Raw genomic sequence first — 13,476 nt, forward strand, 5'->3', positions numbered from 1 at the left:
GGTCAGCCCTCGCCCTAGTTGGACCCGGCTCCCCCGAAAAGTTCGGAGACCGCACTCCGCAGGAGCAGCGGATGCACGAAGCGGCCGGGGCCCGTCGGCGGGAAGCGCCAGGCGAGCGGCCAGGTCCGGCCCGTCAGCGCCGGCACCGGTACGAAGCTGACGTGGGCCGGTCCCGCGTTGAACCGGGTCACCCCGCGCGGCCACGACTTCCGCGCCGTCGACCCCGGCGGGACGAGGAAGTAGACCCCGCGCCTGCCGTTCGCCTCGATGACGACCGGGCCCGGGTCCCCACCCGTGAGTACCTCTATCCAGTCCGCGAGCCGCCGCCCCTCCTCGCCGTCGACGCGGACCGCGTCGAATTGCACCCCGGCCTTGCGGAGTTGGAATCCGGAAACAGGAATCCAATCCACGTTTACTTCCCGATTCTCTTCATTCACGAGGACATGTTCCCGCGTCGGCGCTAGCGTTTTCCACGACTGTGGAGGGCGCGTCGACACCCCCTTGACCTGCGTCAACGCCCTTGCCAGCAGTCGAATTCGGCGGGGAGCAGTTGAGACCGGTTGAGATCGGTTGAGTTCGAATGGGGATCGCGATGGCGCGAGCGGAGAACAAGGAAACGGCGGTCGGCCCTGCGGCCCGCATGGCGGCGGCGGTGGCGCGGCGATTGCGGCTGAAGAAGGGCCTGACACAGGACCAGCTCGGCGCCCAGACGGGGTACACGGGCGCGGCGATCAGCGCGATGGAGCGGCTGATCCACCCGGTGAGCGACGAGATGCTCATCCAGCTCGAACGCGTACTCGGCGGCGGCACGGGCATCTTCGAGGAGATGCGGGAGCTCGTACGACTGGAGAAACTCCCGGAGCAGTTCCGTGGGTACGCGCCGATCGAGCAGAAGGCGGTGGCCCTCTGGTTGTACGCGAACCACGTCGTCCACGGGCTGTTCCAGACGGAGGCGTACGCGCGCGCTTTGATCGCGGGCGGGTACCCGGAACCGACGGAGGAGCGGGTGGAGGAGCTGGTGGCCGCCCGGATGGCCCGGAAGGCGCTCTTCGACCGGAAGCCGGTCTGCGAGATCGAGCTGGTACTCGACGAGTCGGTGCTGCGACGGCCGATCGGAAGCGAGGAGATCCTGCGCGAGCAGTTGGTCTACCTGGCGGAGTGCGCGCGGAGGAGGAACGTGAACCTTCAGGTGTTGCCGCTGGACGCGGGGCTGAGCGGGGATTACGCGGGTGACCGAGGAATGATGAACCTCGTCGAGACGCCGACCCACGACCGCGTGGCTTTCCTGGAGATCCAGGGGGAGAGCCTGCTGATCACCGACCGGACGAAGGTCAGTACGTACACACAGCGGTATGCGAAGATCCGAGCACAGGCCCTGGATCCGCGCAGGTCGCTGGGTCTCATCGAGGAGTTGGCGGGAGTACGGAGATGAACGACACCCTGCACTGGTTCAAGTCCAGCTACAGCGACAGCGGTGGCGGGGACTGCGTCGAGGTCGCCTTCGACTGGCACAAGTCCTCCTACAGCGATGACAGCGGCGGCAACTGCGTCGAGGTCGCCGCCTGCCCCCACGCCGTCCACCTCCGCGACTCGAAGGTCAGCGACGGGCCCACGTTCGCCGTGGAGCCCGCCGCCTGGTCCTCGTTCCTCGCCTGGCAGGACTGATCAGCAGTACAGGTTCGCCCCGGTCGGGACGCCCAGGATCTGGGTGAACTGCTGGTACTTGGTGACCCGGCTCTGCACCTGGGCCGGGTTCGCCCCGTTGCACTCCAGGGTGCCGTTGATCGCGCGGATGGTGTGGCCGAAGCCGGCGCCGTTGACCATGGCGTTGTGGGCGGTCATGGTGCCGGGGCCGTTCTGGGTGTTCCAGTACCAGAGGCCCGTCATCATGGCGACGGCCGGCTCGCGTTCGACCCGGTACGGGTTGTTCAGCAGGTCGATGCCGAGGGCGTCGCCGGCGGCCTTGTAGTTGAAGTTCCAGGAGAGCTGGATGGGGCCGCGGCCGTAGTAGGCGGCCTGTCCCGCGGGGCAGCCGTAGGGCTGGTTCCGGTCGCAGTAGTGCGGGTAGTTGGCGGTGTTCTGCTCCACGATGTGGACGAGGCCGCCGGTCTCGTGGGAGACGTTCGCGAGGAAGGCCGCGGCCTCCTGGCGCTTGACCGTCTCGCCGCCCGTGGTGGCGAAGGCGGGGTACGACTTGAGGGCCGCGGTGAGGCCCGCGTACGTGTAGAACGGGTTCCTGTTCGGGAACATCTGGTTGAACTGGGCCTCGGAGACGACGAATCCGGACGGGTCCGGCTGCTCGCCGCCGCCGCCCGTGCCGCAGGTGCCCTCGTCGCGCCAGACGTCCGAGCTGCCGGGGCGCTCGTTCTGCGTCCACCACTTCGCGTACCAGTTGTGGCCGTTGTACGAGGCGGTCATGCCGCCGGTGTAGACGCTGCCGGAGTTCCAGGCGCCCACGCAGGCGGGGGCGGCGCCCGCCGAGGCGGTGGGGAGGAGTACGGCGAGCCCGACGGCCGTACAGAGCGCGGCCAACAGGGTGACCAACTTACGCAGCATGCGTGCTTCCTTCCGGGTGGGGGGGGCCGGGTGGGAAGCACAGCGAAGCGCGATTGGTCTGAACCTGTCAAGGTCTAGACCAGGACTTGTGACAGGACGGAACGGGAGCAGCCGGGGGCCTCAACGGAGCAGGATCGCCAAGGCGTTAGGCTGCCGCTCTTCGGCGAATGGGGGCATCGCATGTGGCAGCGGGGCATACGGATGGTCGGGCTCTGCGCGGCCCTGGTGATCCTCGCCGGCTGCGGTTCCGAGACCGTCGGGGCCGGAGGGACCGTCGGGACCGGCGAGACGGTCGAGACCGTCGAGACCGCCACGACCGCTGAGGAGGCGGCAGGGGCGGCGGGCCTGCGCTGGACCCTCTCCGCTCCGATCCGCATCGACGGGGTCCGTACCGCCGACGGCGGCCGGTCCCTGGTGGTCGCCGCCGAAGTGCCCGCCGGCCCACGCGCGTGCGTGCGCGGCCTGCGCGGTGAAGTCGAGACCGTCGAAAACGGCACGGTCTACGTGAGCGTCACGTACGAGTCCCCTTCCGGGGACCGGGCCTCGGGCTGCACCCGGACGCAGCGGGTCGAAGCCACGGTGAAGCTGCGCGAGCCCCTGCGTTCTCCCCGGGTCATGGTGAACAGCCGGGACGTGTACACCCCCGCCGGTGCCACCCCGCCCGCCCTGCGGAAGTGCGGGGAGAACGGCTGCGACCCCACGCCGCCGCGGTGCACCTCGTCCTCGTACGAGCAGGCGGTCAACGACACGGACGTCCCCCAGCACACGAGCCGGGAGGAACGCGGCTGCGACGACACCTGGCTGGTCCTTGACCTGTCGACCCGGATGGGGCCGGTGTGCGGTGACGCCGACGCCGGCTGCTCCTCAAGCGTCTCCCAGCGCTGGTTCTACCGGGCCGAGGCCTCGGGCTGGCGACCGGTCGCCACGAACGGCGATGCGGGGTGCGCGGGCATCCACAAAGTCCTGCCGGAGTTGCCCGCGCGCCTCTGCGCGTCGCTGCCGCGACTCGACCGCGGCTGACCCGCCGCACAACGGCGGCGGGCGGCTGCCGGAGCGGCCCTGACGCCGGCGCGTGCTGCCCGGTCGACCTGGAACGATCAGAGTCATCCTGGAACGATCAGATCAGCAGCACGATCCGGCCGGGCCGGTGACCCGCCTCCGCCCTGCGGTGCGCCTCCGCGACCGACTCGAGGGGCATGACGTCCGCCACCCGGGTGATCAGCTCCCGCGCCTCCACCTTCTCCAGGGTCTCCTTGAGGCGCGCCGCGTCCGGCCGTGCGCGGACCGCCTCCACGCGGATGTTCCGCTCCCCGGTCGGCACCCGGTCCGGAGCGAGCGCGACGAAGACGCCGCCGTCCTTGACCGCCGGGAGGAGCCCCTCGCCCACGAGCGCCCCGTCGAAGACCCCGTCCACCCGGTACGGATCGCCCTCGATCACCCGCGCGACCACCTCCTCCGGTGTGCCACGCGTGACGACGTGGTCCGCGCCGAGGACCCGCAGCTCCGGCGCGTCGCCCTCGTGGGCGACGGCCACCACGCGCAGCCCCGCCGCATGGGCGTACTGCACCGCGAGCCGGCCCACCACCGCGCTCGCACCGGTCACGAGCAGCGTCGCGCCCGGCTGGAGTCTGAGCCGGTCCAGGCCCTCAAGTGCGGTCGCCGAGGCCAGCGGGACGGACGCGGCCACGGTGAACTCCACGTCGTCCGGGATCGGGGCCAGCCACTCGGGGGCGACCCGTACGACCTCCGCGTACGTGCCCTCGCCCGTCAGCTCCTCGTACCAGGGGATGAAACCGGCCACGCGGGTGCCTTCCGCCATCCCGGGCACGGGGTCGAGCAGCTTGCCCGCGAAGTCCGTACCGATGACGAAGGGGGGCCTGAGGTCGCCGACCGCGTTCGCGTACAGACCGGATCGGATCCGCAGGTCCGCCTGGTTCACACCCGCCGCCTTCAGGCGCACCCGTACCCGCCCGGGGACGTCCCCGGCCTCCGGCTCTGGCCGGCGGGCCATTCTGAGGACCTCGGGTCCGCCGTAGGCGGTCACTTCTACGACACGCATGGGGTACTCCTCAGACGGAAGGCCCCCTCGTCGCCATTACACCCACGCTCCCCACCCCCGGCAACCCCTGTCGGGCCACCTGAACGACCCGTCACCTGAACGAACGGAGAAGTCCAGGTGACCGCCCGCTACGCCACCCCCGCGTTCGTACAGACGTCCGTACCGTCCCGGCCATGGAGTGGATAACCGCCGAGAACGTCATCGCCCTGGCGACGGCGCTCCTCGGTGTCCTCGTCTCGGTCGCGGTCGTCTGGATCGACCGGATCTCGCCGCCGCGCAAGCGGCTCGGCTACCGCGTGCAGCTCAACACCCCGCTCCACCGGGAGGAGAACCGGGACGGCGAGGTCATGACCGTGCGGGAGGGCCAGGTGGTGGGGATCGCCCCGCCCGCCAACGAGTCCACGCTCGTCCTCCTCCGCATCGAGAACGACCGGGACCTCGACATCAGCCTCGACGACTACGGGCCCTCCGCCCAGCCCCACGGGCTGAGGATCACCTTCGGCCGGCGGGACGTCGAAGGTGTCGTCGCGACCGTCCCGGCCGGTTGGGTCTCGATACGGGAGGACCTGGAGCGCGACCCCAAGCTGGGCCGCGACGGCAGCGCGGTCCTCGTCCCCAAGGTGGCCCTGGAGCGCGGGCAGTACTACAAGCTGCTCGTACAGCTCTCCGGCCGGGTCGCCGACAAGGACATCAAGATCGAGGGCACCCTCCAGGGCGGCTCGATCTGGCGCAACAGGAGCACCACCCCCGACGAGAAGGCAGCCAGGTTCAGCCCCACCGCCCGCAACGTCACGGTCATCCTCACCGCCTGCGTGATCGTCCTGGCCACGATCATCGTCCGCGAGCGGACCCCGCCGCCGATCGGCTGCGCCGAGGGGACGCTCACCGTCACCGGCTCGACGGCCTTCGCGCCCGCCCTGCGCAAGGTCGCCACGGCGTACGAGAAGGACTGCGAGGGCTCGACGGTGATCGTCGACGCGCACGGCTCGACCTCCGGGATCCGGAAGCTGGCCGACGCCGGGGCGAAGACGTCCAAGGGCTCCCCCGCCGTGATCGCGCTCTCCGACGGGCGCAAGCCCGGCGGCTACCCGCAGCTGCGCGAGAGCATGGTCGCCGTCTCCCTCTTCACCCTCGTCCTCAACGACGGGATACCCCTCGACGACCTCAGCCTCGACCAGATCCGCCGCCTCTACCGGGGCGACATCACCAACTGGAGCGAGCTCGTCCCCAGCGTCGACCAGCCCGTCCTGCTCGTCAGCCGCGACGCCAACTCCGGTACCCGCGAGGTCTTCCAGCGCCGGGTCCTCGGCCGCAACGAACCGGCCAACTCCTCCCGTGACTGCGAGCACCTCGACGACCCCGAGGCGAAGGTCATCCGCTGCGAACTCGACTCCACCGAACAGGTCCTGTCGACCGTCGCCCGGCTGCCCGGGGCCATCGGCTACACCGAACTCCGCGCCGGCAGCGGCCTGAAGGGCCTGCACCGGGTGGCCGTCGACGGGCGCACGGCCGTCCTCGACGAGATCGGCGAGTCGACCTACCCGTACCGGGAGATCGAGTACGCCTACACCTGGGGCGACCCCCCGGCCGACTCGCTGACCTCCAGCTTCCTCACCTATCTGAGCCGGGGCGGCGGCCAGGACGTCATCCGCACCCACGGCCACCTGCCCTGCGCCACCCCCAAGGGGCTGCGGATCTGCGGAGACGGCTGACGCCGGGTCTGGCATCCTCTTTCGACGTGGAGCCATTGAACGCGGAAGACCCGGTCAGCATCGGCCCGTTCCGTCTGCTCGGCCGCCTCGGGGTCGGCGGGATGGGCCGGGTGTTCCTGGCGCGTTCGGCCGGGGGGCGGACGGTCGCGGTGAAGGTGGTGCACGCCGAGCTGGCCGCCCAGGACGAGTTCCGGCGCCGGTTCGCCCGCGAGGTCGCCGCCCTGGAGCGGGTCGGCGGGACGGGCACGGCGCCCGTACTCGGCTCGGACACCGCCGCCGGGTCGCCGTGGGTCGCCATCGGGTACGTACCGGGGCCTTCGCTGCGGATCGTGGTCGGCGACGAGTACGGGCCGCTGCCGCCCGCGACCGTGAAGGCCCTGGCCGGCGGGCTCGCCCGCGCCCTCGTCCACATCCACACCGCCGGGCTCGTCCACCGCGACCTCAAGCCGTCGAACGTGCTGCTCACCGTCGACGGGCCCCGGATCATCGACTTCGGCATCGCCCGCGCCGTCGACACGGTCGCCGACGGCGGCAACCTCACCACCACCGGGGCGGTCGTCGGCTCGCCCGGCTTCATGTCGCCGGAGCAGGTGCGCGGCGAGCACCTCACCCCGGCCTCGGACATCTTCTGCCTCGGCTCGGTCCTCGCGTACGCGGCGACCGGCCGCTCCCCCTTCGGCACGGCGGACAGCGGCGTCCACGCCACCATGTTCCGCATCGCCCACGACGAGCCCGACCTGACGGACCTCGCGCCCGAGCTGTCCGGCCTGATCCGGGCCTGTCTCGCGAAGGACGCGGCGGCCCGCCCGTCGGCCGCCGAGATCGCGGAGACGCTGCCGGTGCCGGACCCGTGGCTGCCGGCGGACGTGCTCGCGCGGCTGGGGCGGCACGCGGCGCGGCTCCTGGAGGCGGAGACGCGGGCCGAGACGGAAGCGGAGGGTGCGACCGGTGCCACCGGGACGGGGGGCGCCGGCCTCGTCGCCGGTGACCCGACACCGCCCACTCCCCTGCCGTCCACCGCCGCGACCGCGCCGCAGGCCCCGTCTCCCGGCCGCCGCTCCCGCCGTACGGCCCTGATCGCCGGCCTCGCGGCCCTCGCGGTCGCGGCCGCCGCCACCGTCACGTACACCTTCTGGCCCGACCCGGGCACCGGCGGCGACGAGCAGAAGAACAAGGGGAAGGGCGACACGGGCAGCATCTCCGCCCGGCCCGCCGGGATCGTCCCTGCCGCCTTCCTCGGCGCCTGGGAGGGCGTCCTCCAGGGCTCCCCCGACCACCCGAGGGAGACCACCCGGATCGAGATCGCCCAGGGCGCGGCCGGCGCCAAGAACGCCGTCTACGTCCAGGTCAGGGAGAACCAGCTGTGCATGGGCCGCTCCCGGCTCGTCTCGGCCGACGAGGACAAGGTCGTCCTCGGCGAGTCCGACGTCACGACCAGCGTGCCCGCGCAGCGCTGCACGCCCGCCGCGCACCAGACCCTGACCCTGCGCTCGCCCGACGTCCTGGAGTGGACGTCGGGCGCCGCGAAGGCCACCTTCCGCAAGGCCCCCACCGGCACCGAGGTGGTGCCCGCCCGCTTCCTCGGGCACTGGTCGCGCATCCCCGCCCCCGAGATCTACGGCGAGAACGACGACCGCTACACCTCGGAGGTGACGATCACCCAGGGCCCGGTCGGCGCCCCCGTGGTCACCGTCATCGACGGCTATCCGCGCACCATCGACGGCGTGACCACCACGGAGGACTGGTCCTGCGGAACCACGTCCGTCCTCGCGGGCGTCGGGAACATGCTGGTCATCGGCCCGTCCACGCGGGACACCACCGCCTGGGACCGCGAATGCCAGGAGGGCCTCTCCCGCTACCTGGTCGTCGACAAACTGAAGGGCAGGGACCGGCTCCTCGTCTACCCGATGCTCGACGGCGAACCGAACGAGTACTACCGGTCCTGAGGGGCGCCCATCAGGCTCCCAACACCCCTTGCGTACAAGGTGAGTTCAAGACGACTGACGGACACGGCGAAGGGCCCGCCCCCCAGGCGAACCGGGGGGGCGGGCCCTTCGCTGTGTGCCTAGAGGAACGAGTTGATCTCGATCGTCTCGGTGCGGCCGGGGCCGACGCCGATCGCGGAGATCGGCGCGCCCGACATCTCCTCCAGCGCCTTCACGTACGCCTGCGCGTTCTTCGGCAGGTCCGCGAACGTCTTCGCCTTCGTGATGTCCTCGGACCAGCCCGGCAGCATCTCGTAGATCGGCTTCGCGTGGTGGAAGTCGGTCTGCGAGTACGGCAGCTCCTCGACGCGCTTGCCGTCGATCTCGTACGCGACACAGACCGGGATCTGCTCCCAGCCCGTCAGCACGTCGAGCTTGGTGAGGAAGAAGTCGGTCAGACCGTTGACCCGGGTCGCGTACCGCGCGATGACCGCGTCGAACCAGCCGCAGCGGCGGTCACGGCCGGTGGTGACACCCCGCTCGCCGCCGATGCGGCGCAGCGCCTCGCCGTCCTCGTCGAACAGCTCCGTCGGGAACGGGCCGGCGCCGACACGGGTCGTGTACGCCTTGAGGATGCCGATGACCCGGCTGATCTTCGTCGGGCCCACGCCGGCGCCGGTGCAGGCGCCGCCCGCGGTCGGGTTCGAGGAGGTGACGAAGGGGTACGTGCCGTGGTCGACGTCCAGGAGCGTTCCCTGGCCGCCCTCGAAGAGGACGACCTTGTCCTCGTCGAGCGCGTTGTTGAGGATCAGGGTGGTGTCCGCGACGAACGGCTTGATCTGCTCCGCGTACTGGAGCATCTCCTCGACGATCTGCGCGGCGTCGATCGCGCGGCGGTTGTACAGCTTGGCGAGCAGCTGGTTCTTGCCCTCCAGCGCCGCCTCGACCTTCTGCACCAGGATCGACTCGTCGTACAGGTCCTGGACCCGGATGCCGACGCGGTTGATCTTGTCGGCGTACGTCGGACCGATGCCACGGCCCGTGGTGCCGATCTTGCGCTTGCCGAGGAACCGTTCCGTCACCTTGTCGAGGGTGACGTTGTACGGGGTGATCAGATGAGCGTTTCCGCTGATCAGGAGCTTCGACGTGTCGACGCCGCGGTCGTTCAGTCCGCTCAGCTCGGAGAGCAGGACCGCCGGGTCGACGACGACACCGTTTCCGATCACCGGGGTACACCCCGGCGACAGGATTCCGGAAGGGAGAAGATGCAGCGCGTACTTCTGGTCGCCCACGACGACGGTGTGGCCGGCGTTGTTGCCGCCCTGGTAGCGCACTACATAGTCAACGGATCCACCGAGGAGATCGGTGGCCTTTCCCTTGCCCTCGTCACCCCACTGAGCACCGAGCAGCACAAGTGCGGGCACAGGCGTACACCCCTTCCGGGTGGGGCATGTCCAAGGTCAGGGGCATACGCCGCCTCACCGGTGTGCCCCGGAATAGACGAAGCCCCTGGCGCAATAGCGCAAGGGGCTCTTGCACAAAGATGCTACCCGAGGAAGGACCGAGGTGTCGGATCACGACCAGCTGCTGGTCATTGTCGACCCGGTCGCCCGCCGAAGTGACGGCGAGTCCGTACGGATCGCGAAAGATGTCCTGTCCGCCGGCGCGGAAGCGAAGATCTGCCTGCCGGACACGCCGGAGGAATTCTCCCGGGCCCTGGCCAGGCGCGGTTCGCGGCGTCCCGTGGTGCTCGGGGACGACCGCGCGCTGCTGCGTACGGTCGCGCTGCTCCACCGGGACCGGGAGCTCGCCGGGGCCGTGGTCTCCGTCGTCCCGATCGGCCCTCCCGACGCCCTGGAAGTCGCCCACGCGCTCGGCGTGCCGCGCTCCGTCCCGGCGGCGGCCCGGGCGGCCCTCGGCGGGTCGGAGCGGCGCCTGGACCTGCTCGTCGACGACAGTGACGGGGTCGTCCTCGGCGACCTCCGGGTGCCCGCCACCGCGGCTCTTTCCTCGGCGGCCCCGTCCGTCTGGGGCACCTGCCGCTCCCTGGTCCGCACCCTCGTCCGCCCGGCCCCCGGGGCCCTCGCCACCCGCACCCACCGGCTGCGGGTGGAGGCCGACGGGGTGCTGCTCACGGACGTCGACACCCCGCTGGAGAGCCTGACGGTCCGCTCGGTCGCCGGTGCGGCCGAGGTGACCGTCCACCCCGTGTCCGCCCCGCCCCTGCACACCACCGCCGACGTCCTCACGGTCTCCGGCCCGGACTTCCGCTACCGCGCGGACGGCCGCCTGACGGGCCCGGTCCGCCGCCGGACGTGGACGGTCCGGGCGGGGGCGTGGGGGCTGGTTCTGCCGCGGGACTGACGCGGGCGCTCCCGGCCCGGGATGCCCTGGGGCCGCCCCCCATATCCGCCTGGTGCGCGGCACCGCTGGGGGCTACCGTCGCGGGCGGGACAGGTGGGGTTCTCGCCGTGGCGGGGGGATTGTGATGGCACGTGCGCTGGAGCTGGCGGAGACCGCGGGGGCGCTGCGCCGGTACGGGCGGCGAGCGGGCGAGGTGATGGTGATCGGGGGCGTCCTGTTCGCCCTCGCCGCCGGAGTCGCGCTTGTGGCGCCCGGGGAGACGTGGACGGGCGACCTGATCGGCGCGCTCGTCGTCCTGGGCGTCCTCACGTCCGTCACCGGCGCCGGGGCCTGGGCCCTGGCGCGGCGGATGCGGCGCGCCCTCGGCTCCGGGGGCTGGTCGGCCCACGCGGCGGTGTCGGTGCGGAGCATGCGGTCCACCGAGGCCGTCGTCCTGCGGTCCCTGGACGGGGACGGGCTGTGGCCGCTGGAGGCGGTGGCGATGCGGCACCGGTACGAGCTGCTGCGGCCGGGGCCCGACGGGGTGATGTGGTGGTGCGGGGACCCGTCCCGGGGAGGCGTGCTCGCACCGCCCGGCGGCGGGGCGCTGATCTGGGCCAGGCCGGTACGGCACCGGCGGGCCCGGCACCGGATCGTGGAACAGGCCGAACGGTCGGGAGTCCTCGACCGCGCGGCCCTCGCCCAGCCGCCGGGACAGGAACCGAGGGTCGTGCCACCGGCGCCGGTCACGCCGGTGCCGGTGCCTGTCACGCCGGTGCCGGTGCCTGTCACGCCAGTGCCGGTGCCTGTCACGCCAGTGCCGGTGCCTGTCACGCCAGTGCCTGAGCCGGTCCCGGTCCCCGCCCCGCGCCTGAGCCTCGTCAAGCGGCGGTCCGACACCAGCAGCGCGCCGACGTACGCGCGGCTCGCGGCGCACGCCAGGCGGCAGGCCGTTCCGCAGACCCGGACGCGGCGCCCGGAAGCGGACGTCCGCGAGGTGGCGTGGTGGCGGGTGCGGAGCCTGCGGCGGACCGCGGGGTTCGGTCAGGTGGTCCTCCCGCTGGCCGGCTGCGTCGCCCTGGGCGCGGCGGCGTTCGTCCGGCCGGAGGGCGGCGGCCTGATGTACCTGTACGTCGCGGCGATCCTGGCCCTCGGGGCGCTCGTCTACTCCGGCCACCGGTTGCTGACCGCCGGCGTCCCCGCGGTCCGCGTGATGGCCCGGGCCGCCCGCTCCCCCGTACCCGTTCCCCGGCGGTACGCGCTGCTCCACGACCCGCGCGGCGGAGCCCCCGTCCTGGCCCTCTTCCACGCCCACGGCGGGCCGGACGCCCTGCCGGAGGGGCTGCTCGTGCTGCTGTCCCCCGGCACGGCGAAGCACCCGCGGCTCGGGCTGCCGCCGGAGCCCACCGGCACCGTCGAGCTGCGCGGCTGGCGCGATCACTCCGCCGACGGCCGGCCGGTCGTCGTGCCCTGGTTCGACGGGCGCGCGCTGTGGCCGGCGGAGCCGTACATACCGGCGGACGGGGCGGAGAGCGCCGCACTGCTCGCCCGGCTCGCCCCGCCCCTGAGCCCCCGGGTCCGTCAGGAGGAGATCTGGGTGCCCTGAGCCGCCTTGCAGGCGCCTTGTAGGCGCCTTGTAGGCGCCTCCCTCACACCTCCACCAGCAGCTCCTCGAAGCCCCGGATCACGTACCCCGGCTTCCACACCGGTTCGGCCGCGAGCCGCAGTCCCGGCGCCTGCCTCAGCAACTCGCCGAAGACGGCGGCCAGTTCGAGGCGGGCGAGCGGGGCGCCCAGGCAGTAGTGGATGCCGGCGCCGAAGGTGACGTGCGGGTTGTCGGCGCGGCTCAGGTCGAGAGTGTCGGCGGTGGGGCCGAAGCGGGCCGGGTCGCGGTTGGCGGAGCCGAAGAGGAGGGCGACCTCGGAGCCGCGCGGGATCGTCACGCCGCCGAGCTCGATGTCGTCGAGGACCCAGCGCTCGAACATCTGGAGCGGGGTGTCGTACCGCAGAAGTTCATCCACAGCTGTGGACAACTTTTCGGGATCCGGACGGACGCCCTCCTTCAGGAGCGTCCACCAGCCGTTGACCGTGGTGTTCACCGTCGCCTCGTGGCCCGCGTTCAGGAGGAGCACACAGGTGGAGATCATCTCCTGTTCGGTCAGATCCTCCACCGCGATCAGGGACGAGATCAGATCGCCCCCCGGCTCCCGGCGCCGCCGCGCGATCAACTCCCGCAGGTAGTCCGAGAACTCGATCGAGGCCCCGACCGCCCGCCGGGCCGCCTCCTCCGACGGGTTCAGCTCGAACATCCCGCAGATCGCCGCCGACCAGGGCCGCAGCCGCCCCCGCTCCTCGTCCCCCTCCGGCACGCCGAGCATCTCGGCGATCACCGCCACCGGGAGGGGCTCCGCGACCGAGGCGAGCAGATCGCCGCCGCCCGCCGCGACCAGGTCCCCGACGAGACCGGCGGCGAGCCGCCGTACCGTCGGCGCCAGGTCCTCCACCGTCCTCGGCGTGAACGCCTTCGACACGAGCCGCCGGATCCGGGCGTGGTCGGCCGCCTCCAGATCGAGGAGCCCGTGGTCGTTGAGCGTGTGGAACGGCTCGTGCGCGGCGGCCGGCGGCTCCTGCCCGAACTCCTCGTGGGTGAAGCGGTGGGTGTACGTACGCCCGAGCCGCCGGTCCCGCAGGAGCGCCGACACGTCCTCGTGGTGCGGGATCAGCCACTGGCGGGTGGGGGCGAACCAGTGCGCCCGGCCGGTGGCACGGAGCCGGGCGTACGCGGGGTACGGATCGGCGACGAACTCGGCGGACCAGGGGTCGAAGGCGGCGGCGGCCTCGGTGGCGTCCATGGCATCCATGGACGGACGCTACCCCTTGG

12 protein-coding genes are annotated in these 13,476 nt (G+C 72.1%); 7 read left to right on the forward strand and 5 right to left on the reverse strand.

Annotated features, from left to right (window positions below):
* Positions 1-14: 14 nt before the first annotated feature.
* The gene (locus ABT034_RS02690; RefSeq protein WP_351210504.1) at positions 15-437 is read right to left on the reverse strand and encodes a hypothetical protein; all 423 of its coding nucleotides are present in this window, start codon (positions 435-437) and stop codon (positions 15-17) included.
* A 155-nt stretch (positions 438-592) separates the two neighbouring features.
* Here ABT034_RS02690 and ABT034_RS02695 point away from each other — a divergent pair, with 155 nt between their 5' ends.
* Positions 593-1,432: a helix-turn-helix domain-containing protein gene (locus tag ABT034_RS02695; protein WP_351210506.1), complete on the forward strand. Its 840-nt coding sequence runs from the start codon at positions 593-595 to the stop codon at positions 1,430-1,432.
* Entirely contained in the window at positions 1,429-1,665 is a 237-nt protein-coding gene (locus ABT034_RS02700; RefSeq protein ID WP_351210508.1) for a DUF397 domain-containing protein, read from the forward strand. The genes ABT034_RS02695 and ABT034_RS02700 overlap by 4 nt, the downstream gene beginning before the upstream one ends.
* On the opposite strand, the gene ABT034_RS02705 is transcribed toward ABT034_RS02700, so the two are convergent.
* Complete coding sequence (locus ABT034_RS02705; RefSeq protein ID WP_351210510.1) at positions 1,666-2,556, reverse strand: glycoside hydrolase family 19 protein; 891 nt, start codon at positions 2,554-2,556, stop codon at positions 1,666-1,668.
* A 180-nt stretch (positions 2,557-2,736) separates the two neighbouring features.
* Between ABT034_RS02705 and ABT034_RS02710 the strand changes: the two genes are divergently transcribed.
* Positions 2,737-3,576, forward strand: coding sequence for a hypothetical protein (locus ABT034_RS02710; RefSeq protein ID WP_351210512.1), 840 nt, complete (start codon positions 2,737-2,739; stop codon positions 3,574-3,576).
* A 97-nt stretch (positions 3,577-3,673) separates the two neighbouring features.
* Here ABT034_RS02710 and ABT034_RS02715 read toward each other — a convergent pair whose 3' ends face one another.
* Positions 3,674-4,615 (reverse strand): NADP-dependent oxidoreductase, encoded by a 942-nt coding sequence (locus ABT034_RS02715; protein WP_351210514.1) that lies wholly within the window; start codon positions 4,613-4,615, stop codon positions 3,674-3,676.
* 173 nt (positions 4,616-4,788) lie between these two features.
* On the opposite strand from ABT034_RS02715, the gene ABT034_RS02720 reads away from it, so the two are divergent.
* Together ABT034_RS02720 and ABT034_RS02725 are read left to right on the forward strand one after the other, a co-directional pair.
* Complete coding sequence (locus ABT034_RS02720) at positions 4,789-6,327, forward strand: PstS family phosphate ABC transporter substrate-binding protein (RefSeq protein WP_351210516.1); 1,539 nt, start codon at positions 4,789-4,791, stop codon at positions 6,325-6,327.
* Positions 6,328-6,353: 26 nt separating this feature from the next.
* Positions 6,354-8,273, forward strand: coding sequence for a serine/threonine-protein kinase (locus tag ABT034_RS02725; protein ID WP_351210518.1), 1,920 nt, complete (start codon positions 6,354-6,356; stop codon positions 8,271-8,273).
* Positions 8,274-8,392: 119 nt separating this feature from the next.
* On the opposite strand, the gene ABT034_RS02730 is transcribed toward ABT034_RS02725, so the two are convergent.
* The gene (locus ABT034_RS02730) at positions 8,393-9,676 is read right to left on the reverse strand and encodes an adenylosuccinate synthase (protein ID WP_351210520.1); all 1,284 of its coding nucleotides are present in this window, start codon (positions 9,674-9,676) and stop codon (positions 8,393-8,395) included.
* Between the two features lie 142 nt (positions 9,677-9,818).
* Here ABT034_RS02730 and ABT034_RS02735 point away from each other — a divergent pair, with 142 nt between their 5' ends.
* Complete coding sequence (locus ABT034_RS02735; RefSeq protein WP_351210522.1) at positions 9,819-10,616, forward strand: diacylglycerol kinase; 798 nt, start codon at positions 9,819-9,821, stop codon at positions 10,614-10,616.
* Positions 10,617-10,740: 124 nt separating this feature from the next.
* A complete protein-coding gene (locus ABT034_RS02740; RefSeq protein WP_351210524.1) occupies positions 10,741-12,201 on the forward strand; it encodes a hypothetical protein in 1,461 nt (486 codons plus the stop codon).
* 43 nt (positions 12,202-12,244) lie between these two features.
* Here ABT034_RS02740 and ABT034_RS02745 read toward each other — a convergent pair whose 3' ends face one another.
* Positions 12,245-13,447, reverse strand: a complete 1,203-nt coding sequence (locus ABT034_RS02745; RefSeq protein WP_351211372.1) for a cytochrome P450 — start codon at positions 13,445-13,447, stop codon at positions 12,245-12,247.
* Between the last annotated feature and the right edge of the window lie 29 nt (positions 13,448-13,476).

Source organism: Streptomyces sp. NPDC002773, from assembly GCF_040295605.1.
GTDB lineage: Bacteria > Actinomycetota > Actinomycetes > Streptomycetales > Streptomycetaceae > Streptomyces.

Excerpts from the sequence above, each read along its gene's own strand:
- ABT034_RS02715 (WP_351210514.1), bottom strand. The coding sequence starts at position 4,615 with ATGCGTGTCGTAGAAGTGACCGCCTACGGCGGACCCGAGGTCCTCAGA.
- ABT034_RS02705 (WP_351210510.1), bottom strand. The coding sequence starts at position 2,556 with ATGCTGCGTAAGTTGGTCACCCTGTTGGCCGCGCTCTGTACGGCCGTC.
- ABT034_RS02740 (WP_351210524.1), top strand. The coding sequence starts at position 10,741 with ATGGCACGTGCGCTGGAGCTGGCGGAGACCGCGGGGGCGCTGCGCCGG.
- ABT034_RS02695 (WP_351210506.1), top strand. The coding sequence starts at position 593 with ATGGCGCGAGCGGAGAACAAGGAAACGGCGGTCGGCCCTGCGGCCCGC.
- ABT034_RS02745 (WP_351211372.1), bottom strand. The coding sequence starts at position 13,447 with ATGGACGCCACCGAGGCCGCCGCCGCCTTCGACCCCTGGTCCGCCGAG.
- ABT034_RS02710 (WP_351210512.1), top strand. The coding sequence starts at position 2,737 with ATGTGGCAGCGGGGCATACGGATGGTCGGGCTCTGCGCGGCCCTGGTG.
- ABT034_RS02720 (WP_351210516.1), top strand. The coding sequence starts at position 4,789 with ATGGAGTGGATAACCGCCGAGAACGTCATCGCCCTGGCGACGGCGCTC.
- ABT034_RS02700 (WP_351210508.1), top strand. The coding sequence starts at position 1,429 with ATGAACGACACCCTGCACTGGTTCAAGTCCAGCTACAGCGACAGCGGT.